Source organism: Herbaspirillum sp. GW821-FHT09A12 (assembly GCF_059418325.1).
Genome location: NZ_JBWKPR010000005.1, coordinates 172435 through 196384 on the forward strand (window position 1 = coordinate 172435; position 23950 = coordinate 196384).

The following is a 23950-nucleotide window of genomic DNA, read 5'->3' on the forward strand; positions in this document are numbered from 1 at the left end:
ACAAAGAAATAAGGGTAAGTGTTTAATTTTTTGAAGATGAGAAGCGGGCCATCTCCTCGGCCACCGCGCGGGTCACGGTTTCCGCCAGCGCCTGGCGCAGGCTCTCCTTGACGCGCTGCGTCAGGATGTCGGAGATATTGTCCAGCGCCACCGCCATCTGGTCTTGCAGGTGTTGCTGCAGGACGGAATCGGCTTGCGCCAGCAGGTTTTGCAGGACGTTTTCGCTGATTTCCTGTTCCCATTGGCGGTACTGTTCGGCGCTCGGGCCGGCCGCCTCGGGCGAGGGTTGGGCCTGGTAGCCGGCCGGCGCCGGCGGCTGCCAGAAGGCGCCGGGCTGGGCTGCGGCGCTGGCGGGATGGCCGGCCTGTGCCGGCACGGCCGGCGGCGGCGCCAGCGGGATGACCTCGGTCAGGAGCGGGATGCTGTTGTCGTCGTGGTTCATGGCATGCACCGGCCGCTTAGCTGGCCACGAAGTGGGACAGCGGATAGCCGCGCTCCTTGTAGAAGCGGTAGCGGTCGCGGCCGGCGGCGCGGTCGGCGTCGTCGGCGGAAATGATTTCCAGCATGCGCTCGAAGCGGGCGAAATGGGCCGGCGTTTCGCCCGACAGGTTGATCAGCACCTGATGGTGCGGCAGTTCGATGTCGTCGCTGGCGGTCAGGATGATCGGTGTCTGCGCGGCCAATGGATCGCCGGCGGCCACGTGCGGCAGGAAATCCTGTTCGGAAAATGTCCACAGCGCCTGGTCGAGCTGCTGCAGTTCGCTGCGGTCGCGCACGCGCAGCACGATCTGGGTGCCGGCGCCGCGCGCCTTGCGCACCAGGCGGCAGACATAGGCGAGCTTTTGCGGGACGTTGCTATGGAAGTCGATGCGGGTCATGGCGGAAGTATAGTGGCAAGCGAGGAGCGTTGCCACGGCCATCCGATAGTAAATGATGTCCACGGCCCGCGTGGATGGCGCGATCAGAAATGGTAGCGCACGCCCGCAGTCCCCATGACGGCGACGACGCCCTTGGCGCCGCCCAGCCGGTGCAGGCGCGTATAGCCCACATTGGCGCTCCAGTTCGAGGCAAGGCTGTATTCATAGCCGATGCCGAACATATAGCCGATCGCGTTTTCCACCGACGCGGAAGAGTCGCGCAAGGGCGCATGGCGCAAGAATGCCGAATTCGACAACTTGGCATACGTGATGCCACTCTTCAGGTAGAGGCCAGGCACACCCGAGGTGAGCTTGTAGAGCGCGGCCAGATCCATCCCCCGGGCGCTGGCCTGGACGTCGAAGTTGGCGGCGCCATTGGCGCCGCTTTGCTTGAAAGCGCCGGTATTGAAGTAGCCCGCCTCAAGCGCCCAGTTCGGCGTGAACTGATAGCCCAGGGCGCCGCGCATCATGCCGGCAGTATTGGTTTCGGACGTGCGCTGGTAGTTGCCGGGCGGGGTGCTGAGCCGGGCGCTGACGATGCCGCCGTCAAGGCCGATATAGGCGCCGGGATGCAACTTGGCTTGCGCCAATGCCGAACCGGTGGACATGGCCGCAGCCAGCAATAGAATGATTTTCTTCATGGATTGATTCAGTCGTCGGTTGCAAGGGGAGTGGCCGTGAAAACGGCCGCTTGCGCTGGTACGGCGCGCAGGTTTTCGATGACGGCATGCCGAACGGCTTCCGGCGGGAAAAACCAAGCCTGAAACAATAAGAAGAAAATGGGTTAAACGGCGGGTGACGTGCGATCTTCTGGATTTTTCGATGATGCGTAGATGTTTTTTGCCGAAAAATCGTTAGAAAGCTTTCTCGCAGGTATGTACGTTGCTCCTCCGGCCGGCATCACATGATTGCCCAGGGCAAGCGCTGCCCAGAGTGGCCGTCATGCTGCCGCCGGTTACCCATGAAAGCCGTGGAAAGGCGCTGGGCCTTGGCTTTCATGGGGAGCGTGGCGGGTGGCTCAGGCAGCCATGCCGCTATGCCGCAGCAGCGCATCGATGCTCGGTTCGCGGCCGCGGAAGGCCTTGAACGACTCGATTGCCGGGCGCGAACCGCCCACGGCCAGGATTTCCTGCTGGAAGCGGCGGCCGGTTTCGATCGATACCACATTGCCGCCGCCGGCAGCGGCTTCCTCGAAGGCGCTGTAAGCGTCGGCCGACAGCACTTCGGCCCACTTGTAGCTGTAATAGCCCGCCGCATAGCCGCCGGCGAAGATGTGCGAGAACGAGTGCTGGAAGCGGTTGAACTCAGGCGGGCGGATCACGGCGACGCGGTCGCGCAGCGCGTTGAGCAATTGCTGCACGGTCTGGTCGCCGCCTGCCTGGTATTCGTGGTGGATCATCATGTCGAACAGCGAGAACTCCACCTGGCGCAGCATCTGCAGGCCGGACTGGAAATTCTTGGCGGCGATCATCTTGTCGTACAGCGCGCGCGGCAGCGGTTCGCCGGTCTCGGCATGCGCGGAGAGGTGCTGCAGCACATCCCATTCCCAGCAGAAGTTTTCCATGAACTGCGACGGCAGCTCGACCGCATCCCATTCCACGCCCGAGATGCCGGACACGCCGACTTCATCGACTTGCGTCAACATGTGGTGCAGGCCGTGGCCGAACTCGTGGAATAGCGTGATCACTTCATCGTGCGTGAACAGCGCCGGCTTGGTCACGCCGTCGACCACCGCCGGTTCGGTGAAGTTGCACACCAGGTAGGCGATCGGCGTCTGCACGCCATTGGCGGTCAGGCGGCGGGCGCGGGCGTCGTCCATCCAGGCGCCGCCGCGCTTGCCGCTGCGCGCGTACAGGTCGAGGTAGAACTGGCCGACCAGCTGGCCGTCGCGCTCGATGCGGAAGAACTTCACGTCCTTGTGCCACACCGGCGCGCTGTCCGGCTTGATGGTCACCCCGAACAGCTGCTGCGCGACCTGGAACAGGCCGCCCACCACCTTGGGTTCGGGGAAGTATTGCTTCACTTCCTGTTCCGAGAAGGCATAGCGCTGTTCGCGCAGCTTCTCGGAGGCATAGGTGCTGTCCCAGGCTTGCAGCGTGTCCAGGCCCAGCTTTTCCTTGGCGAAGGCCTTCAGTTCGTCGTAATCCTTTTCGCCGAAGGGGCGGGCGCGCCGGCCCAGGTCTTCGAGGAAGGCGATGACTTCGGCCGGCGACTGCGCCATCTTGGCCACCAGCGAGACCTCGGCGAAGTTGGCGTAGCCCAGCAGTTGCGCCTCTTCCTTGCGCAGCTTCAGGATGTCGTCGATGTTGGCGCTGTTGTCCCATTCCGGCTTGGCGCCCAGCTCGGACGCCTTGGTGGCGTTGGCGCGGTAGACCTTCTCGCGCAGCTCGCGGTTGTCGGCGTATTGCAGCACCGGGAAGTAAGAGGGGAAGTGCAGCGTGAACTTGAAGCCGGGCTTGCCATCCTTCTCGGCGGCGGCGCGCGCGGCTTGTTTCACATCGTCCGGCAGGCCGGAGAGTTCGGCCTCGTCCTCCACGAACAGGCCGAAGTCGTTGGTGGCGTCCAGCACGTTCTCGGAGAAGCGGGTGGTCAGCGCCGCCTGCTTTTCCTGGATCTCGGCGAAGCGTTCCTTCTGGTCGTCCGGCAGCTCGGCGCCGGACAGGCGGAAGTCGCGCACGGCGTTGTCCACCACCTTGCGGCGCGCGGCCGACAGCGATGCGAAGGCCGGGCTGGCCTGCAGCGCCTTGTACTTCTCGAACAAGGCCAGGTTCTGGCCCAGGCCGGTCCAGAATTCGACCAGGCGCGGCTGGTTCTCGTTGTAGGTGGCGCGCAGCGCGGGCGTATCCATCACCGAGTTCAGGTGGCCGACCACGCTCCAGGCGCGGCCCAGTTTCTCGGTGGCGGATTCCAGCGGCTCGACGAAGTTGTCCCAGCTGACCTCCGCCATCGGCGCTTCCAGTTCGGTTACCAGGCGGCCGGCGTCGGCCAGCAGCTTGTCCAATGCGGGCGTGACGTGTTCCGGCTGGATGGCGTCGAACTGGGCGTAGCCCGAGAAGTCGAGCAGGGGATTGGCGGCGATGTCGGTGGTCATGGAGTCTTCTCTATTCAGTTCAGTATCAGGTGCGTTCGGCGGCTTCGATCGTGTTGACCAGCAGCATGGTGATGGTCATCGGGCCGACGCCGCCCGGCACCGGGGTAATGTAGCCGGCGACTTCCTTGACGTTGGCGAAGTCGACGTCGCCGCACAGCTTGCCGTTGTCGTCGCGGTTCATGCCGACGTCCAGCACCACGGCGCCCGGCTTGACCATGTCGGCGGTGACGATGTTGCGGCGGCCGGTGGCCACCACCAGGATGTCGGCATTGCGGGTATGCGCGCCGAGGTCACGGGTCTTGGAATTGCAGATGGTGACGGTGGCGCCGGCTTGCAAGAGCAACATCGCCTGCGGCTTGCCGACGATGTTGGAGGCGCCCACCACGACGGCGTTGGCGCCGCGCACCGGGTAGTCGATCGATTCCAGCATCTTCATCACGCCGTACGGGGTGCAGGGACGGAACAGCGGCTGGCCGGTCATCAGCAGGCCGGCGTTGCTGATGTGGAAGCCGTCCACATCCTTCTCGGGGGCGATGGCTTCGATCACCTTGTGCGCATCGATGTGGGCCGGCAGCGGCAATTGCACCAGGATGCCGTTGATCTTCGGATCCTGGTTCAGGGCATCGATGCGGGCCAGCAGTGCGGCCTCGGTCAGCGACGCTTCATACTTTTCCAGCACCGAATACAGGCCGTTGTCTTGGCAAGCCTTGACCTTGTTGCGCACATAGACCTGGGATGCCGGGCTGTCGCCGACCAGGATCACCGCCAGGCCGGGCTGCTTGCCTTGAGCGGTCAGGGCGGCGGCGCGTTTGGCAACGTCGGCGCGCAGTTGTTGGGAGAGCAGGTTTCCGTCGATCAATTGAGCTGGCATGGCAAATATAGAGGCAGGGCGGTGGCGAAAGCACCCGGGCGGCGCCGGGCGATGAAGGCGCATGGAGCGCCGAAACCCATGATTATAAAGCCAGCGCGGCCGGGCGACGACCCGGCGCCCGATCGGAAGGGCTTGCCTTTCAGGCAAGGGAAATGGCCGGGGTTCCACAATGCGGGCATTTTGCCGCGTGCGCGACGGGGAATTTCAATTTCGGTTATGCTCCCGCAACCAAAGCGCAACGATATCTCTTTTGAAGGACGCCCGCATGACCGATTTGCTGAACCAACGCCTGCAGCAGCTTGCCAGCCCGCAACACATCGCGCTGCTCGGCCAGGGTTTGCGCGGCGTGGAACGGGAAACGCTGCGGGTCGACCGCCACGGACAACTGGCGCATACGCCGCATCCGCCGGCGCTGGGTTCGGCGCTGACCAATGACCTGATCACCACCGATTACTCCGAGTCGCTGCTGGAATTCATCACGCCGGCCGAGCCGGATATCGCCACCGCCCTGCAACGGCTGGACCAGATCCACCGCTTCGCCTATACCCGGCTGGGCGGCGAACTGCTGTGGAATGCCTCGATGCCCTGCGTGCTGCCGCCGGAGGACGAGATTCCCATCGCCTGGTACGGCAGCTCGCACATCGGCATGCTGAAGCACGTCTACCGCCGCGGCCTGGCGCTGCGCTATGGCCGCACCATGCAGTGCATCGCCGGCATCCATTACAACTTCTCGTTGAATGAAGGCGTATGGGACGTACTGCGCGACAGCGACCGCGGCGTCGACGCCTCGGTCTCGCGGCGCGACTACCAGTCCGAGCGCTACATCGCCTTGATCCGCAACTTCCGCCGCTACAGCTGGCTGCTGATGTACCTGTTCGGCGCCTCGCCGGCGGTGGCGACCAATTTCCTGCGCGGCCGCCCGCACCAGCTGGAGACCTTGTCCGGCGACACGCTCTACCTGCCCCATGGCACCAGCCTGCGCATGAGCGACCTGGGTTACCAGAACAACGCCCAGGCCAACATCACCCCGCACTACAACAACCTGCCGGCCTACATCCGCAGCCTGGCGCATGCGGTCAGCGAGCCCTATCCGCCTTATGAGGCGATCGGCACCAAGCGCGATGGCGAGTGGGTGCAGATCAATACCAACATCCTGCAGATCGAGAACGAGTTCTACTCGGCGATCCGCCCCAAGCGCGTCATCTACAGCGGCGAACGTCCGGTGCAGGCCTTGTCGGCGCGCGGCGTGCAGTATGTGGAAGTACGCTGCATGGACATCGACCCGTTCGATCCGCTGGGCATCAACCTGCAGACGGCGCGCTTCCTCGACGTGTTCCTGCACTTCCTGGCCTTCGATGACAGCTGCCTGACCTCGGACGAGGAGGGCGTCGAGAACCGCGCCAACTTCATGGCCACGGTCAAGCAGGGGCGCCAGCCCGGCCTGCAATTGCAGTTCAAGGGCCAGGCGATCGGCTTGAAGGAATGGGGCGAGCAATTGCTGGAGCGCATGGCGCCGGTGGCCGAATTGCTGGACCGGCAGGCCGGCGGCAGCATCCACCGCGACAGCATGGACGCCCAGCGCGCCAAGCTGGCCGATCCCGACGCCACGCCGTCGGCGCGGGTGCTGCGCGAGATCCGCGCGGCCGGCAATTCCTTCCCGGCCTGGGCCCTGCAAAACAGCGCGGCACAGGCCGGACAACTGCTGGCCGAGCCGCTGACGGCGGCGCAGACCGCCGATTTCGTGGCCATCGCCCAGGCTTCGCTGGATGCCCAGCGCGACATCGAGCGTACCCAGACCGGCGACTTCGACACCTTCGTCGCCGCCTACCGCGCCAGCACGCTGGGCAATATCAGCGTCTGAGCCGTTCCGGCCGACCCGAAGCCGGCCATTTCCACGCCTATCTGCTATCTATATAGAGCCTATATAGAACCGGCCTCGTCCGGCGCATGGGGCAGGGGGCGGCAGCGCTGCCCCTGCCTGGCTTGTTCAGGCAAATTTCATTGTCTTTTTCATATTTTTTCTAGTGGGCCGGCACGGCCGTAGCGCTTCTTCGATGACCTGAGCAGGCTGGCGAAGGCGCATTTTGCGGCATTGCAAACATGGCAAAAAACACCCTTCACATCGCCCTGACCGTAAAAATACGGTGGCTGGAAAGCGCCTGTTCATGCCGCTTTGCAGCATAATTTCGTATTATGAAATCAATTATCGTAATTTGAAAATCAAAAAATCCCTGATAAAATGCGTCGTCCACACGGCTGGAAGACCGTACATTAGTGTTTTCCACGCATCATCGCCGGCGGCTATTTGCACTGAATGACCCGACCGACCCGGCCAGTCCATCAGACCTGGCAGGGGCCTTCAACAAACAGGAGACATGACATGTCAGCCCAAATCGACCAAGTCCTGGCGCAGGCCGCCAACGATCCCGACGTGATGGAAACCCAGGAGTGGCTTGACGCCCTCGAAGCCGTGATCGAGAAGGAAGGTCCGGACCGCGCCCACTACCTGATGGAGCGCATGGTCGACCTGGCCCGCCGCCGCGGCGCGCATATCCCGTTTTCCAGCAATACCGCCTACGTCAACACCATTCCCGCCGACCAGGGCGAGCACTGCCCCGGCAACCTCGAATATGAAGAGCGCCTGCGCTCGTGGATGCGCTGGAACGCCATGGCCATGGTGGTCAAGGCCAACCGCGTTGACGGCGACCTCGGCGGCCACCTGTCCTCGTTCGCCTCGCTGGCCAACATGCTGGGCATCGGCTTCAACCACTTCTGGCACGCCCCGACCGAAGACCACGGCGGCGACCTGCTGTACATCCAGGGCCACTCCTCGCCCGGCATCTACGCGCGCGCCTTCCTGGAAGGCCGCCTGACCGAAGAGCAACTGGTCCATTTCCGCCGCGAAGCCGACGGCAAGGGCCTGTCTTCGTACCCGCACCCGAAACTGATGCCGGAATTCTGGCAGTTCCCGACCGTCTCGATGGGCCTGGGGCCCTTGATGGCGATCTACCAGGCGCGCTTCCTGAAGTACCTGCACGCCCGCGGCATCGCCAAGACCGACAACCGCAAGGTCTGGGCCTTCTGCGGAGACGGCGAGATGGATGAACCGGAATCGATGGGCGCCATCGGCATGGCCGGCCGTGAAAAGCTGAACAACCTGGTCATCGTGGTCAACTGCAACCTGCAGCGCCTGGACGGCCCGGTGCGCGGCAACGGCAAGATCATCCAGGAACTGGAATCCGACTTCCGCGGCGCCGGCTGGAACGTGGTCAAGGTCATCTGGGGCAGCGGCTGGGACGAGCTGCTGGCCAAGGACAAGGAAGGCATCCTGCAAAAGGTGATGATGGAAACCGTCGACGGTGAATATCAGAACTACAAGGCCAAGGATGGCGCCTATGTGCGCAAGCACTTCTTCGGCAAGCACCCCAAGCTGCTGGAAATGGTCAGCAAGATGTCCGACGACGACATCTGGCGCCTGACCCGCGGTGGCCACGACCCGCACAAGATCTACGCCGCCTTCAAGGTCGCGCAAGAGAGCAAGGACCAGCCGACCGTGATCCTGGCCAAGTCCATCAAGGGCTACGGCTTCGGCAAGGCAGGCGAAGCGCGCAACACCGCGCACAACACCAAGAAGCTGGACGACGAGGCCATCAAGGCCATGCGCGACCGCTTCCAGCTGCCGATCTCGGACGCCGACCTGCCCAACATCCCGTTCTTCAAGCCGGCCGACGACACGCCTGAAATGCAATACCTGCACGAGCGCCGCAAGGCCCTGGGCGGTTATTTGCCGCAGCGCCGTCCGCAAGCCGACGAGAAGCTGGTGGTGCCCGAGCTGTCCGCCTTCCAGGCGATGCTGGAGCCGACCGCCGAAGGCCGTGAAATTTCCACCACCGCCGCCTATTCGCGCGTGCTGACCGCGCTGCTGCGCGACGGCAGCCTGGGCCCGCGCGTGGTGCCTATCATGGTCGACGAGTCCCGCACCTTCGGCATGGAAGGCCTGTTCCGCCAGATCGGCATCTTCAGCCAGGTCGGCCAGCTGTACGAACCGGTCGACAAGGACCAGGTCATGTACTACCGCGAAGACAAGGCCGGCCAGATCCTGCAGGAAGGCATCAACGAAGCGGGCGGCATGAGCTCGTGGATCGCCGCGGCGACCTCGTACTCGACCAACAACCGCGTGATGATCCCGTTCTACACCTACTACTCGATGTTCGGCCTGCAGCGTATCGGCGACCTGGCATGGGCGGCAGGCGACATGCGCGCGCGCGGCTTCCTGATCGGCGGCACCGCCGGCCGCACCACCCTGAACGGCGAAGGCCTGCAGCACGAAGACGGCCACAGCCACGTGTTCGCCTCGGCGATCCCGAACTGCGTGCCCTACGACCCGACCTTCGCCCACGAAGTCGCGGTGATCATCCATGACGGCCTGCGCCGCATGGTGGCCAACCAGGAAGACGTGTTCTACTACATCACCGTGATGAACGAGAACTACGCGCATCCGGGCATCAAGCCGGGCCAGGAAGAGGGCATCCTGAAGGGCCTGTACCTGTTGAACGAAGGCGGCAAGAAGAACAAGCTGCGCGTGCAGCTGCTGGGTTCGGGCACCATCCTGCGCGAAGTCATCGCCGCCGCCGACCTGCTGCGCGACGACTGGAAGGTCGATGCCGATGTCTGGTCCGCGCCCTCGTTCACCCTGCTGGCCCGCGACGGCCAGGACGTGGAACGCTGGAACATGCTGCACCCGGCCGACACTGCCCGCAAGAGCCATTTCGAGCAATCGCTGGAAGGCACCGACGGCCCGATCGTGGTCTCCACCGACTACATGCGCACCTATGCCGAACAGGTCCGCGCCTTCGTGCCCAAGGGCCGTTCCTACAAGGTGCTGGGCACCGACGGCTACGGCCGTTCGGACACCCGCGCCAAGCTGCGCGAGTTCTTCGAAGTGAACCGCTACTTCGTGACCGTGGCGGCCCTGAAGTCGCTGGCCGATGAAGGCAAGATCAAGCCTGAAGTCGTGGCCCAGGCGATCGCCAAGTACGGCATCGACCCGAACAAGCCGAACCCGGTGACCCAGTAAGTTCCGCCGACCCGAGCATCCCCGCTTCAGCTTCCTGATGGCGGGGATGTTTCGTGTCAGCGTCAGCCGAAAAACAGGGCAGGGGCGGCCGCGACATGGCTTAAGATGCAATGGCCACGCGGCAGCACCTTCCCCTCTGCGAATACCCTCTCCCAGCCCAAGGCCGGGGAACAGAACAACGGAGCGCAACAGATGAGTCAAGTCGAAGTAAAAGTCCCGGACATCGGCGATTTCAAGGAAGTCGAAGTCATTGAGGTAATGGTCAAGGTCGGCGACACGATCAAGGTCGACCAGTCGCTGATCACCGTCGAATCCGACAAGGCCAGCATGGAGATCCCCTCCAGCCAGGCTGGCGTGGTCAAGGAAATCAAGGTCAAGGTCGGCGACAAGGTCGCCGAAGGCTCGCTGTTGCTGATCGTCGAAGGCGAAGGCGCCGGCGCAGCGCCGGCCGCGGCCCCAACCCAAGCCGCGGCAGCGGCGCCGGCAGCGGCACAGGCTGCGGCCCCCGCGCCGGCACCCGCCGCTGCACCCGCTGCCGCCGGCGGCGTGATCGAAATCGAAGTGCCCGATATCGGCGACTTCAAGGAAGTCGAAGTCATCGAACTGATGGTCAAGGTCGGCGACACGGTCAAGGCCGAACAGTCGCTGCTGACCGTCGAGTCCGACAAGGCCAGCATGGAAATCCCGTCCAGCCACGCCGGCGTGATCAAGGAACTGAAGGTCAAGCTGGGCGACAAGGTTGCCAAGGGCAGCATCATCGCCGCGCTGGAAACCACCGGCGGCGCGCCTGCCGCGGCTGCTCCGGCAGCGGCGCCTGCCGCCGCTGCGCCCGCGATTGCATCTGCGCCTGCGGCAGCACCGGCCGCCGCGCCGGCGATCGCCACCGCATCGGCCACCAGCGCCGGCGGCAAGGCCCACGCCTCGCCGTCCGTGCGCAAGTTCGCGCGCGAACTGGGGGTGGATCTGGCGCGCGTGCCGGCCACCGGCCCCAAGGGCCGCATCCTGCAAGAGGACGTGCAGAACTTCGTCAAGGGCGTGATGGCCGGTTCGACCCAGGTTGCCGCCGCGCCGGGCAAGAACGGCAGCGGCGCCGGCATGGACTTGTTGCCGTGGCCGTCGCTGGACTTCTCCAAGTTCGGCGCCACCGAGCTGCAACCGCTGTCGCGCATCAAGAAGATCAGCGGCCCCAACCTGCACCGCAACTGGGTGATGATCCCGCACGTCACGCAATTCGACGAAGCCGACGTCACCGAGCTGGAAGAATTCCGCGTCACCTCCAATGCCGCTTACGCCAAGGCCAAGTCGCCGGTCAAGCTGACCATGCTGGCGTTCGTGATCAAGGCCAGCGTTTCGGCGTTGAAGAAATTCCCGGCCTTCAACTCCTCGCTGGATGCCAAGGGCGAAAACCTGATCCTCAAGCAGTTCTACAACATCGGTTTCGCGGCGGACACGCCCAATGGCCTGGTGGTGCCGGTGATCAAGAACGCCGACCAGAAGAGCGTGAGCCAGATCGCCATCGAAATGGGCGAGCTGTCGGCCCAGGCGCGCGAAGGCAAGTTGAAGCCGGCCGACATGCAGGGCGCGACCTTCACCATCTCGTCCTTGGGCGGCATCGGCGGCACCGCCTTCACGCCCATCATCAACGCGCCGGAAGTGGCGATCCTGGGCCTGTCCAAGTCGATCACCAAACCGGTGTGGGACGGCAAGCAATTCGTGCCGCGCCTGATGATGCCGACTTCGCTGTCCTACGACCACCGCGTCATCGACGGTGCAATGGGGGCTCGTTTCTCGGCCTACCTGGCCGACGTGCTGGGCGACCTGCGCAAGTCCTTGCTCTAATCAAGTCGATGCGCCGCCCCGGTGGCGGCGCGCAGCGAAACAGAACATAACGGAGCCAAGACAATGAGTCTCTCTGAAGTCAAGGTCCCCGATATCGGGGATTTCAAGGAAGTCGAAGTCATCGAAGTGATGGTCAAGGTCGGCGATACGATCAAGGTCGACCAGTCGCTGATCACCGTCGAGTCCGACAAGGCCAGCATGGAAATCCCGTCGTCGACGGCGGGTGTGGTCAAGGAAATCAAGATCAAGGTCGGCGACAAGGTCGCCGAAGGTTCGGTGCTGCTGATGGTGGAAGCTTCGGGCGCGGCCGCCGCGGCCCCTGCGCCGGCAGCCGCTCCGGCGCCTGCAGCGGCGGCACCGGCAGCCCCGGCGGCAGCGTCCGCCGCTCCCGCAGCCACAGCGGCCGCACCGGCCGCCGCCAGCTTCGGCGGCAGCGCCGACGTGCAGTGCGACGTGATGGTGCTGGGCGGCGGCCCCGGCGGCTACTCGGCCGCCTTCCGCGCGGCCGACCTCGGCCTCAACACCGTCATCGTCGAGCAGGAAGCCACACTGGGCGGCGTCTGCCTGAACGTGGGCTGCATCCCGTCCAAGGCGCTGCTGCACGTGGCCGCCGTGATCGACGAGACCGCCGCCATGGCTTCGCACGGCGTCACCTTCGGCAAGCCCGAGATCGACATCGACAAGCTGCGCGGCTACAAGGACAAGGTGATCGGCACCATGACCGGCGGCCTGGCCGGCATGGCCAAGGCGCGCAAGGTTGCCGTGGTGAACGGCAACGGCCAGTTCGCCGGCCCCAACCATATCGAAGTGACGGCCGCCGACGGCAGCAAGAAGGTGGTGCAGTTCAAGCACGCCATCATCGCCGCCGGTTCATCGGTGGTGAACCTGCCGTTCGTCCAGGGTAAAGAAAAAGCGGACCCGCGCATCGTCGACTCCACCGGCGCGCTGGAACTGCGCCAGGTGCCCAAGCGCATGCTGGTCATCGGCGGCGGCATCATCGGCCTGGAAATGGCGACGGTCTACTCCACGCTGGGCGCGCGCATCGACGTGGTCGAGATGATGGATGGCCTGATGCAGGGCGCCGACCGCGACATGGTCAAGGTCTGGCAGAAGTTCAACGAGAAGCGCTTCGACAACGTCATGCTCAAGACCAAGACGGTCGCAATCGAGGCGCTGAAGGAAGGCATCAAGGTCACCTTCGAGGCCGCTGAAGCCGGCGCCAAGTCGCCCGAGCCGCAAGTCTACGACCTGGTGCTGGTGGCCGTGGGCCGCAGCCCCAACGGCAAGAAGGTATCGGCCGACAAGGCCGGCGTGATCGTCGGCGAGCGCGGCTTCATCCCGGTCGACAAGCAGATGCGCACCAACGTGCCGCACATCTTCGCCATCGGCGACCTGGTGGGCCAGCCGATGCTGGCGCACAAGGCGGTGCATGAAGGCCACGTGGCAGCCGAGGCGATCGCCGGCGAGAAGAGCTTCTTCGACGCCAGCGTGATCCCGTCGGTGGCCTACACCGATCCGGAAGTGGCATGGGTCGGCGTCACCGAAGACGAAGCCAAGGCCCGCGGCATCAAGATCGAGAAGGGCCACTTCCCGTGGGCCGCTTCCGGCCGCGCGGTGGCCAACGGCCGTTCCGAAGGTTTCACCAAGCTGCTGTTCGACGCCGAGACGCACCGCGTGATCGGCGGCGGCATCGTCGGCACGCACGCCGGCGACATGATCGGCGAAGTGGCGCTGGCCATCGAGATGGGCGCCGACGCGGTCGACATCGGCAAGACCATCCACCCGCACCCGACGCTGGGCGAATCGCTCGGCATGGCGGCGGAAGTGGCGGAAGGGCATTGCACCGACCTGCCGCCGCAGCGCAAGAAGTAAGCGTTGCTGCGCAATGAAAAACGGCGAACTCCGGTTCGCCGTTTTTTTTCGTCCGTCGTCTGGATCAGGCGCCGGTGCGCCGTCCCCATACCGAAGGATCCAGCAGGCTCTCCGGCTGCCGGCCCGACAGCGCGGCGATGACCTGCCCGGCGCACTGGGTCGCCGTCGCCTGCAGCGCTTCCTGCGAGGAGCCGGCGATGTGCGGCGACAGCGCCACGTTGGGCAGCGCCGCCAGCGGCGAAGCCGGCGACAGCGGTTCCCGTTCGAACACGTCGAGGCCGGCGCCGCCGATGCGGCCGGCGCGCAGCGCATCGACCAGCGCCGCCTCGTCGATCAGTCCGCCGCGCGAGGTGTTGACCACGATGGCGTCGCGTTTCATCAGGGACAACGCCGCGGCATCGATGGTGTGCGCGGTGTCCGGGCGCAGCGGGCGGTGCAGGCTGATGACGTCGGACTGCGCCAGCAATTGTTCGAAGGAGGCCGCGACCTCGGCGCCGCAGGCGCGCACATGACCGGCATTGGCGCGCGGCGACCAGACCAGCACGCGCATGCCCAGCCCGCCGCCGGCCATGCCGCACAACAGTTCGCCGATGCGGCCGAAGCCGACGATGCCCAGCGTCTTGCCGTACAGCGAGACCGTGCGGCCCTCATACTTGAAGCGCCAGTTGCCGGCGCGGGTGGCGGCGTCGGCAGCCACCGCCTGGTGCGCGGCGGCCAGCATCAGGGTCAGCGTATGCTCGGCCACGGCGCGCACATTGGCCAGCGGGGTGTTGCTGACCGCGATGCCGAGCCTGTGCGCGTGGGCGACATCGATCTTGTCGGTGCCGGTGCCGTGGTTGGCCACCAGCAGCAGGCGCGGCGCGCCATCGAGCTGGGCGGCGCTGACGCCGTCGCGCACGATGGCGGCGTCGGCGCCGGCCAGTTCCTGCGCCAACGCGGCGGCCCCGGCCGACTGCAGCACGTCAATACCGGCCGCGCGCAGCAGTTCGGCGCCGACCGGGTGGATGGGTTGGGCGATCACGCACAGCGCCATGTCTGGAGATTCCTTTCAGGTGAAAAAAGCCGCACCGGTCGTAAGACGCCGGTGCGGAAAAGAGGCAAGAACCTCAGAGGGAAACGTGGATTGGGCACATCCAGGCCTCAGGCCAGCAGGGCCTGCGCCGGGTCCCAGTGGGCGCCCGGCATGGCCGCGATCAGCGCGCGCGTGTAGTCGTGGCGCGGCGCTTCAAACAGTTGCTGCGGCGGACCTTGCTCGACGATCTTGCCGCGATGCATGACGATCAGCGAATCGCAGATCTGCGCCGCCACCCGCAGGTCGTGGGTGATGAACACCAGCGCGATGCCCAGCTTCTGCTGCAACTGGCGCAGCAGCCGCAGCACCTGCGCCTGCACCGACACGTCCAGCGCCGAGACCGACTCGTCAGCCACGATCAGTTGCGGTTCCATCGCCAGCGCCCGGGCGATGCCCACCCGCTGGCGCTGGCCGCCGGAGAACTCGGCCGGGTAGCGATCGAAGGCCGAGGCATCCAGCTCCACCAGTTGCAGCAGTTCGCGCGCGCGCTGTTCGGCCTGCTTGCGCGGCACGCCGGCGGCCATCGGTCCGTCGCACAGGATGCGGCCGATGGTGTGGCGCGGGTTGAGCGAGGCGAACGGGTCCTGGAAGATCATCTGGATATCGCGCCGCCGAGGGCGGAACTGGGTCTCGCTCAGCGGCGCGATATCGTCGCCGCCGAACAGGATCTTGCCGCCGTCGATATCGGTGAGCTTGAGCAGGCACTTGCCGATGGTCGACTTGCCCGAGCCCGATTCGCCCACCACGCCCAGCGTCTGTCCGCGTCGCACTTCAAAGCTCACGCCATCGACCGCGTGCACCACGCGCTTGCGGCCCCACAGGCTGGAGCCGGTGGCGTAGGTCTTGCGCAAGCCTTCGACCTGCAACAGCGGCCGCTCTTGCACCTGGCGAATGTTGCGCCGTTCTTCCTGCGCGGCCGGCGCCTGGCCGACATGGCGCGGCACCGCGCCGATCAGCTTGCGGGTATAGGGATGGCGCGGATGGTTGAGCACCTGGTCCACCGTGCCTTGCTCGACCAGTTCGCCCTTTTCCATCACGATCACGCGGTCGGCGATTTCCGCCACCACGCCGAAGTCGTGAGTGACGAACATCACGCCCATGCCGCGCTCCTTTTGGATGCGGGCGATCAGCGCCAGGATCTGCGCCTGCGTGGTCACGTCCAGCGCCGTGGTGGGTTCGTCGGCGATCAGCAGCCGAGGCTCCAGCGCCAGCGCCATGGCGATCATCACGCGCTGGCGCTGGCCGCCGGAGAGGCGGAACGGCCAGCTATGGCGCAGCGTGGCCGGGTCGGGCAGGCCGACGAACTCCAGCAGCTCCAGCACGCGCCGCTCGCGCGCGGGGCCGGGGAAAGCGTTGTGCACGCGCATGACCTCGGCGATCTGGTCGCCCACCGTCATCAGCGGATTGAGCGCCGACAGCGGTTCCTGGAAGATCATCGCCATCTCGCGCCCGCGCAGCGCGCGCAGGCTGTCTTCGTCCTGGCGCAGCAGGTCGCGCCCTTCGAGTTGGATGCTGCCCTGTTCGGGACGCAGGTAAGCGGGCAGGAGACCCATGACGGCATTGGCGCTCATGGACTTGCCCGAGCCCGATTCGCCGACGATACAGACGATCTCGCCGGCATGGATGTCGTAGGAGATGTCGCGCACCGCGTATCGGCGGTCGCCCTGCCGGGGCAGCGCGATGCTGAGGTTGCGGATGGACAGCAGCGGCGGATCGCCGCCGGCGGCGGCAGCGGCGGCAGTAGCAGTGGAGGCGGAAATAGCGTGTTCGGTGATGGCGCTCATGTCATTCTCCACGCTTGCGCAGTTGCGGGTTGAGCGCATCGTTCAAGCCCTCGCCGATCAGGTTGATGGCCAGCACCGTGAGCATGATCGCCAGCCCCGGCCACAGGCTCATCATCGGCGCTTCGCGCAGCATGGTGCGCGAGGCGCCGATGATGTAGCCCCAGCTCATCAGGTTGCGGTCGCCCAGTCCGAGGAAGGACAGCGCCGACTCGGTCAGGATGGCGGTGGCCGTCATCAGCGAGGCGGTCACGATGATGGGCGAGGCGGCGTTGGGCAGGATCTGGGTGACGATGATGCGCGCCGGCGTCTGGCCGATCACGATCGCCGCCTGCACGAACTCGCGCTGCTTGAGCGTCATGAATTCCGAGCGCACCAGGCGCGCCACCGGCGGCCACGAGACCACGGCGATGGCGCCCACGATGGAATACAGCGACGGCTTGAAGATGGCCACCAGCACCATCGCCATGGCCAGCTGCGGGATGGTCTGGAAGAACTCGGTGCAGCGCATCAGCAGGTCGTCGATGCGGCCGCCGTTGTAGCCGGCCAGCGCGCCCACCAGGATGCCGAACAGCACCGCCACCAGCGTCGAGATCAGGCCGATCATCAGCGACACGCGCGCGCCGTAGGCCAGCCCGGCGGCCAGGTCGCGGCCCAGCATGTCGGTGCCCAGCGGGTAGTCGGCCTCGGTGAAGGGCGGCAGCAGCGGTTGCGCCACCATCGCCCACGGCGACTCCTGGTACCAGAACGAGGCCAGGCAAGCCACCAGCACCACGATGCCCAGCAGCACCAGGCCGGCCAGCGCGCCGCGGTTGGCGGCGAAACGTCGGAAGAACATAGTCATCGGGATTCCTTTCAGCGCTCGGCGATGCGCGGGTCGATCAGGCGGTACAGCAGGTCGGTCAGCAGGTTGAACAGCACCACCATCACCGAGGTCATCAGGAACACGCCCAGCATCAGCTGGTAGTCGCGCTGCATCAGCGCATCGAACATCAGGCGGCCGATGCCCGGCCAGCCGAACACGGTCTCGGTCAGCACCGCGCCGCCGGCCAGCTGGCCCAGCTGGATGCCGGCGAAGGTCACCACCGGCAGCAGCGCGTTGCGCAACGCATGGCGGCGGATGATCTCGCCGGTGGCCACGCCCTTGGCGCGCGCGGTCTTGATGAAGTCCATACCCAGCACTTCCAGCATGGAAGCGCGCGTCAGGCGCGCATACACCGCCATGAAGAAGCAGCCCAGCGAGACGGTCGGCAGCACCAGGTGGGCGGCGATGTCGCCGGCGCGGGCCCAGCCGGTGAAGCCGGCGCCGACGGTTTCCATGCCGAACGGCGGCAGCCAGCCCAGGTGCAGCGAGAAGAAGATCACCGCGATCAGCGCCAGCCAGAACTGCGGCGTGGCATAGATCAGCAGCGCGGCGCTCATGATGGCGCTATCCAGCCAGGGGCGCTTGCCGGCATAGCGGGCGCGCGAGGCGATAACGCCGAACAGCACCCCCAGCGCCACCGAGAACACGAAGGCGCAGCCCATCAGCAGCAGCGTGGCCGGCAGGCGGTCGAGGATCAGGTCCAGCACCGGCAGGCGTTCACGATAGGAAAAGCCCAGGTCCAGCTTGACCACGCCCTTGAGGTAGGTGGCCAGCTGCACGTACACGGGCTGGTCCAGGCCGAACTCCTGGCGCAGTTGCGCCACGTAGGCCGGATCGGACGAGCCGGCCTCGCCGGCCAGCACGCTGGCCGGGTCGCCCGGCGCCATGCGGATCAATAGGAAGTTGATCACGACCACGCCCAGCACCACCACCAGGGCCTTGCCCAGGCGGGCGAAGAGAAAGGACAGAGACTTCATCGGTAACTCCAGCGAGGCCATGCGGCGGTTGTGCCGCATGGCCGGTTCCACGTACTTATTTGTCCAGATAGACGTCGGCGAAGGTGTCGTTCAGGCCGATCGCGCTCTTGACCAGGTTGTGCACCTTGCCGCTGTAGAGCGTCGGGTTTTCCAGCTCGAACAGGTAACCGTTGGCGACTTCCTCGACCAGGGTCTTCTGGATCGTGGCGTAGGCACGGGCGCGCTCGTCGCTGGAGGTGGCGGCGGCCGCCTTGTCCCACAGTTCATCCATGGCGGCGTTCTGGTAGCCCTGGTTGTTGACGAAGGCCGAGCCCTTGACGATGTTGCGGGTCAGGTACAGGCGCGACACCCCCAGCGCCGGATCGCCGTACTGCGAGGTGAAGCTGAAGGTCAGGTCGAAGTCGAAGTCCGAGACGCGCTTGGACCAGGTGCCGGCGTCGGCCGACTCGATCTCGACCTTGAAGCCGATCTGCTCCAGGCTCTGGCGGGTGTACTCGGCCAGGCGGTCCCAGGCCGCGCCGTAAGGGTAGGACAGGATCTTGACCGGCGTCTTCGACAGGTCCACGCCGGATTCCTTGACCAGCGCGCGCGCCTTCTTCAGGTCGAAGGCGTAGGCCGGCACGTCGGCGCTGTAGAACGGCGTGTTCGACGAGATCGGGCCGGTGGCGATCTTGCCCAGGCCGAAGAAGATGTTGTCCACCACGAACTTGCGGTTGATCGCCGCCATCACCGCCTGGCGCACCTTGACGTTGTCGAAGGGCGGCTTGCGCTGGTTCATCTGGATGTAGGACTGCTGAGCGAACATCTCCCAGCCCTTGGTGGTGTACTGCACGTTGGGCAGCGCCTTGAGGCGCTTGATGTCGACGTTGTCGGCGTCGCCGCTGCGCAGCACCTGCACGTCGCCGCGTTCGAAGGCCACCGCGCGCGAGGCGGCGTCGGGGATCACGTTGAACACGATCTCGTCGAGGTAGGGCTTGCCGGCCTGCCAGTAGTCCGGGTTGCGCGCCAGGATGATGTAGGAACCCTTCTTCCACTCCTTGAACTTGAACGGGCCGGTGCCGATCGGGGTATGGTTGGCCGGGTTGTTCTTGTAGTCGGTGCCGTCGTAGATGTGCTTGGGCACGATGGGCATGTTGTCGCTGACGAAGGCTTTCAGGAACGGCGCGAACGGTTCCTTGAGCTTGATCTCGACCCGGGTCGGCGACAGCGCCTTCACCGAGGCCACGAACTGGTTGATGATCACGCGCGCGCGCGGATGCACTTCGCGCAGGAACTTGTCGATGGTGAAGACCACGTCGTCGGCCGAGAACGGCTTGCCGTCATGCCACTTCACGCCGCTTTGCAGGGTGAAGGTATAGGTCTTGCCGTCCTTGGAAATTTCCCAGCTCTTGGCCAGGCCCGGTTGCGGCTGCAGCTCGGGCGACCAGGTCAGCAGGCTTTCATAGATCTTGCCGGCCACGTACTGCGTGGGGATCTGCTGGTTCAGGCCCAGCATGAGCAGCGGCGGCTCCGGCTGCACGATGGCGCGCAGGGTGCCGCCGCGCGTCTGCGCCTGGGCGGCCGAAGACGCCAGCATGCCGGTGGCGCACAGGCCGAACGACATGGCGGCCACCGCGATGGCGCGGCGGGAAGGGAGGGCGATGCGAGAGAACATGGGCGTAGCCTTTCTGGTTGACGGGTCGGGATGAGGGAACGGGTTTCTGCTGGATGATTGCTGCTCAGGTAGCGGCGATGGCGATGCCGTCGGCGCGCAGCGCGGCGCCGATCTGCTGCGCGAACACGACGGCGCCGGCCTGGTCGCCGTGCACGCACAGCGTGTCGGCCTTGAGCGGCACGTCCTTGCCGGACAGCGCGCGCACCGTGCCGTGCAGCACCATCTGGCGCACCTGCGCGGTGGCGGCGGCCGGGTCCTCGATCATGGCGTGCGGCTGCGAGCGCGGGGTGAGCGTGCCGTCGTCCTGGTAGCTGCGGTCGGCGTAGATCTCATGGACCGCTTTCAGGCCCAGCGCCAGCGTGGCGTCGGTCATGTGGCGATTGGCGACGTAGACCTGCAGCGCCGGGTCGATGTCGAACACCGCCTGCGCCACGGCATCGGCCATGGCGCGGCTTTTCCCGGTCATGCCGTACAGCGCGCCATGGGTCTTGACGTGGTGCAGCCTGGCGCCCTGGGTGGCGGCGATGCCTTGCAGCGCGCCCACCTGGTAGGCCACCAGTGCGTAGACCTCGGCCGGGCTCATGGCAATCTCGCGGCGGCCGAAGCCCTGCAGGTCGGGCAGGCCGGGGTGCGCGCCCAGCGCCACGCCGTGGCGCAGCGCCAGCTTCACGGTGGACAGCATCACGCCCGGGTCGCCGGCGTGCAAGCCGCAAGCGATGTTGGCCGAGGTGATGTGCGGCATGATGGTCTCGTCGGCGCCCATGTTCCAGGCGCCGAAGCTTTCGCCCATGTCGCAGTTGATGTCGATGCTTGGCATGGCCACTCCTTGTTGAACTTGTCGGATCGGTTTCAGTTGCACGCCAGCGCGCGTTGCGCGGCATCGCGCAGCGCCTGCACGCGGTCTTCGCATTGCAGCCACAGCTTCTCGGCCCGGGCTTGCGCCAGCGGCGCGAAGCGCACCGCCGCGCCCGGCCCGGCCTGCGCCAGCAAGGGCAGGTCGGCGGCGGCCACGTAGGCGATCTTGGGATAGCCGCCGGCGCTCTGGCGGTCGGCCATCAGCACGATCGGCTGGCCGCCGGCCGGCACCTGCACGGTGCCGAAGCAAGTAGCCTCGGAAATCATTTCCGGCAAGTCCGGCTTGTCCAGCGCCATGCCATCGAGGCGATAGCCCATGCGGTCGGACTGCGGCGTGATGCGCCAGGCCTGGCCCGTGAACGCTGCGCGCGCGGCCTCGCTGAAGGCATGCCAATGCGGGCCGGGAATGCAGCGCAGCGTCAGGGCGTTATCCGTGGCGTCATCCATGGCGTCGAACGGGGCGACCCAATGGCCGGCCGCTTCGGGCAGGGCCGCCGCAGCCACCATGTTCAGGCCGCTGGAGACCAGCGTGCGCTCCAGCGCCAGCGGCGGCGTGCCGCGTTCGCGGCTGAAGGCCGGCACGCGGTCGCCGCATTGCAAGGGGCGTCCTTCCATGCCGCCGAAGCGTCCGCGGACATAGGTGCTGCGGCTGCCCATCACGGCCTCGGTGGCGAAGCCGCCGCGCACGGCCAGGTAGGCGCGCGCGCCGCCGGCCGCACCCTGCAGTTCGATCTTCGCCTGCCGTCGCACCAGCACCGCGCGCTGGCGCGGCAGCGCGCGGCCGTCCACGGTGGCGCGCATGTCGGCGCCGGTCAGCGCCAGCAGCGTGTCCTGGCTGAAGTGCAGGGCCGGGCCGGTCAGCGTGCATTCCAGCACCGCCGCGTCTTCCGCGTTGCCTACCAGGGCGTTGGCGGCGCGATGCGCCCACTCGTCCATGGGGCCGTTGACCGGCACTCCGTATTGCTGGAAACCATAGCGTCCGAGGTCTTGCAGCGTGCAGTACATGCCCGCGCGGTCGATATGCATCAGGTTCATGGACGGGCCTCCAGCAGTTGCCCGAACTGTTCGGGCGAGACCGGGCGGAAATGGATCAGGTCGCCCGGCTGCATGCGGGTGGGCGGCATGGCCTTGAGGTCGAACAGGTTCAGCGGCGTGCGCGCGATGATGTTCCAGCCGCCCGGCGAGGCGTTCTGGTAGATCGACGTGATGCCGCCGGCCACGCCCACCGAGCCGGCCGGCACCAGCGTGCGCGGCGTGCTGCGGCGGGGGATGTCCAGGCGCGCATCGAGCGGGCCGGCGAAGGGATTGCCGGGCGAGAAGAAGAACGCATACACCGTCAGCGGCCGGCTGCTGTGCAGGGCGATGACTTCCTGCGGCGTCAGCTTGCAGCGGCGCGCCACTTCCACCAGGTCGGGGCCGTGGTCGCCGCCGTAGCAGGCCGGCACCTCGACCACGCGGCCGCTGCCGGCGGTGGCGCGCACGCCTTTGCCGAGCAGCCGCTCCACCTTGCGCGCGACCTGCGCCGACGCCGGGCCGGCGCGGCGCGGGAAGGCGGCCGGCTGGAAATGCACCGCCACCGTAGTGAAGGCCGGCACCACATCGAGCACGGCGGCGCCCAGGCCTTCGCGCAGCAGCGCCGCCACCGCATGCACGATACGGCTGGTGTCCACACCCACCGTCTGTCCCACGCGCACCAGCAGGCAGCGTTCGCCGACCGGCTCGGCCTGCCAGTCGAAGGCCGGCAGCGAGGCCGCGGCCAGCGTGCCGGCGGCGATGGCGTAGGCGGGTTCGTCAGGACGGAGGGCAGTCTTCATGGCATCAGCTCCTCATGCCCGCCGCAGGCGCTGGCAGGCCGCCACGATCTGCTCGCAGGCCGAGCGCAGGCGCTCGTCGGCGGTGGCATAGGCCAGGCGCAGGTAGCCGGCCATGCCGAAAGCGCTGCCCGGCACCACCGAGACGCCGGCTTCTTCCAGCAGCCAGGCAGCCAGCGCCCAGTCGTCGGCCAGCCGTTGGCCTTGCGGCGTGAGCGCGCCGATCGCCGCCTGGCAATCGGCATACAGATAGAAGGCCGCGGCCGGCTTGCGCATGGACAGCCAGGGAGCGGCGTCGCCCAGAATGGACAGCGCCATGTCGCGCCGCGTGCGCAGGCGTTCGCGCCAGCCGTCGAGGAAGTCCTGCGGGCCGTCGAGCGCCGCCAGCGCGCCGGCCTGGCTGATCGAGCTGGGGTTGCTGGTGCTTTGCGATTGCAGCAGCTCCAGCGCGCGGATCAGCCATTGCGGGCCGCCCGCGTATCCCAGGCGCCAGCCGGTCATGGCGTGCGACTTGGAGACGCCGTTCACCGTCAGCGTGCGTGAATGCATGTCGGGCGCGGCCTGGGCGAAGGTGCAGAAGGCGCCGTCGAAGACGATCGCTTCATAGATGTCATCGGCCAGCACCATGATCTGTTGATGCGGGCGCAGCACCTCGGCCAGCGCGCGCAGTTCGTCGGCGCTGTACAGCGCGCCCGAGGGATTGCAGGGCGAATTCAGCATCAGCCAGCGCGTGCGCGGGGTGATGGCCGCCTGCAGTTGCTGCGGCGTGAGCTTGAAGTCGGCATCGGGCGAGGTCGGCAGCACCACGGGCTCGCCGCCGGCGATGCGCACCATCTCCGAATAGGAGACCCAATACGGCGCGGCCATGATCACTTCGTCGCCGGCATCGACCGTGGCCAGCAAGGCATTGAACAGGATCTGCTTGGCGCCGGTGGCGGCAATGACCTCACCAATTTGGTAATCGAGGCCATTGTCGCGCGCGAATTTGGTGACGATGGCTTGCTTCAGGGCAGCTGTGCCGCCCACCGAGGTGTAGCGGGTCTGGCCGCCGGTGATGGCCTGGATGGCCGCCTGTTGTATATGGGCCGGCGTGTCGAAATCGAGCTCGCCCTCGGCCAGGCTGATGATCCGGCGGCCTTGCGCGGCCAGCCTGCGGGCGGCTTCGGAAGCGGCGCCGGTGGCCGAGGGACGGGCCTGGGCCAGGCGCGCCGAGAGACGTTGCGAAGGGTGCGGGATCGTCATGTGAAGAAGCTTGTTCCGTTTTGGTT

Annotated in this window: 18 protein-coding genes; 4 read left to right on the forward strand and 14 right to left on the reverse strand. The window is 66.3% G+C overall.

Annotated features, from left to right (window positions below):
- Positions 1-22 precede the first annotated feature (22 nt).
- The 5 genes from AC07N6_RS14365 to folD form a co-directional block, all read right to left on the reverse strand.
- Positions 23-442 (reverse strand): hypothetical protein, encoded by a 420-nt coding sequence (locus tag AC07N6_RS14365; protein WP_494782571.1) that lies wholly within the window; start codon positions 440-442, stop codon positions 23-25.
- A gap of 16 nt (positions 443-458) precedes the next feature.
- Complete coding sequence (locus AC07N6_RS14370) at positions 459-878, reverse strand: DNA polymerase III subunit chi (RefSeq protein WP_494782581.1); 420 nt, start codon at positions 876-878, stop codon at positions 459-461.
- An 83-nt stretch (positions 879-961) separates the two neighbouring features.
- Entirely contained in the window at positions 962-1558 is a 597-nt protein-coding gene (locus AC07N6_RS14375; protein ID WP_494782572.1) for an outer membrane beta-barrel protein, read from the reverse strand.
- Between the two features lie 377 nt (positions 1559-1935).
- Positions 1936-4008 carry a M3 family metallopeptidase gene (locus AC07N6_RS14380; protein ID WP_494782573.1) on the reverse strand — a complete coding sequence of 691 codons (2073 nt, stop codon included), beginning with the start codon at positions 4006-4008 and terminating at the stop codon, positions 1936-1938.
- Positions 4009-4033: 25 nt separating this feature from the next.
- Positions 4034-4879 (reverse strand): bifunctional methylenetetrahydrofolate dehydrogenase/methenyltetrahydrofolate cyclohydrolase FolD, encoded by an 846-nt coding sequence (folD, locus tag AC07N6_RS14385; protein ID WP_494782574.1) that lies wholly within the window; start codon positions 4877-4879, stop codon positions 4034-4036.
- 265 nt (positions 4880-5144) lie between these two features.
- Between folD and gshA the strand changes: the two genes are divergently transcribed.
- From gshA to lpdA, 4 genes are all read left to right on the forward strand, one after another.
- A complete protein-coding gene (gene gshA, locus AC07N6_RS14390) occupies positions 5145-6740 on the forward strand; it encodes a glutamate--cysteine ligase (RefSeq protein WP_494782575.1) in 1596 nt (531 codons plus the stop codon).
- Between the two features lie 519 nt (positions 6741-7259).
- Positions 7260-9956: a pyruvate dehydrogenase (acetyl-transferring), homodimeric type gene (gene aceE, locus AC07N6_RS14395; protein WP_494782576.1), complete on the forward strand. Its 2697-nt coding sequence runs from the start codon at positions 7260-7262 to the stop codon at positions 9954-9956.
- A 192-nt stretch (positions 9957-10148) separates the two neighbouring features.
- Positions 10149-11795, forward strand: a complete 1647-nt coding sequence (gene aceF, locus AC07N6_RS14400; protein ID WP_494782577.1) for a dihydrolipoyllysine-residue acetyltransferase — start codon at positions 10149-10151, stop codon at positions 11793-11795.
- 63 nt (positions 11796-11858) lie between these two features.
- The gene (lpdA, locus tag AC07N6_RS14405) at positions 11859-13667 is read left to right on the forward strand and encodes a dihydrolipoyl dehydrogenase (RefSeq protein WP_494782578.1); all 1809 of its coding nucleotides are present in this window, start codon (positions 11859-11861) and stop codon (positions 13665-13667) included.
- Between the two features lie 64 nt (positions 13668-13731).
- On the opposite strand, the gene AC07N6_RS14410 is transcribed toward lpdA, so the two are convergent.
- The 9 genes from AC07N6_RS14410 to AC07N6_RS14450 all read right to left on the reverse strand — a co-directional run bounded on the left by AC07N6_RS14410 (position 13732) and on the right by AC07N6_RS14450 (position 23924).
- Positions 13732-14700: a hydroxyacid dehydrogenase gene (locus AC07N6_RS14410; RefSeq protein ID WP_494782579.1), complete on the reverse strand. Its 969-nt coding sequence runs from the start codon at positions 14698-14700 to the stop codon at positions 13732-13734.
- 107 nt (positions 14701-14807) lie between these two features.
- The gene (locus AC07N6_RS14415; protein ID WP_494782580.1) at positions 14808-16523 is read right to left on the reverse strand and encodes an ABC transporter ATP-binding protein; all 1716 of its coding nucleotides are present in this window, start codon (positions 16521-16523) and stop codon (positions 14808-14810) included.
- Between the two features lies 1 nt (position 16524).
- Positions 16525-17364, reverse strand: coding sequence for an ABC transporter permease (locus AC07N6_RS14420; protein ID WP_494786262.1), 840 nt, complete (start codon positions 17362-17364; stop codon positions 16525-16527).
- Positions 17365-17375: 11 nt separating this feature from the next.
- Complete coding sequence (locus AC07N6_RS14425; protein ID WP_494783830.1) at positions 17376-18362, reverse strand: ABC transporter permease; 987 nt, start codon at positions 18360-18362, stop codon at positions 17376-17378.
- A gap of 55 nt (positions 18363-18417) precedes the next feature.
- On the reverse strand, positions 18418-20016 hold the full coding sequence (locus AC07N6_RS14430) for an ABC transporter substrate-binding protein (RefSeq protein ID WP_494783831.1): 1599 nt from the start codon (positions 20014-20016) through the stop codon (positions 18418-18420).
- Positions 20017-20080: 64 nt separating this feature from the next.
- Positions 20081-20833 (reverse strand): LamB/YcsF family protein, encoded by a 753-nt coding sequence (locus tag AC07N6_RS14435; RefSeq protein ID WP_494783832.1) that lies wholly within the window; start codon positions 20831-20833, stop codon positions 20081-20083.
- A 32-nt stretch (positions 20834-20865) separates the two neighbouring features.
- Positions 20866-21906, reverse strand: a complete 1041-nt coding sequence (locus AC07N6_RS14440; protein ID WP_494783833.1) for a 5-oxoprolinase subunit C family protein — start codon at positions 21904-21906, stop codon at positions 20866-20868.
- Positions 21903-22685, reverse strand: a complete 783-nt coding sequence (pxpB, locus tag AC07N6_RS14445) for a 5-oxoprolinase subunit PxpB (protein ID WP_494783834.1) — start codon at positions 22683-22685, stop codon at positions 21903-21905. Before pxpB ends, AC07N6_RS14440 begins: the two co-directional genes overlap by 4 nt.
- A gap of 12 nt (positions 22686-22697) precedes the next feature.
- Positions 22698-23924: a pyridoxal phosphate-dependent aminotransferase gene (locus AC07N6_RS14450; RefSeq protein WP_494783835.1), complete on the reverse strand. Its 1227-nt coding sequence runs from the start codon at positions 23922-23924 to the stop codon at positions 22698-22700.
- Positions 23925-23950: the final 26 nt, after the last annotated feature.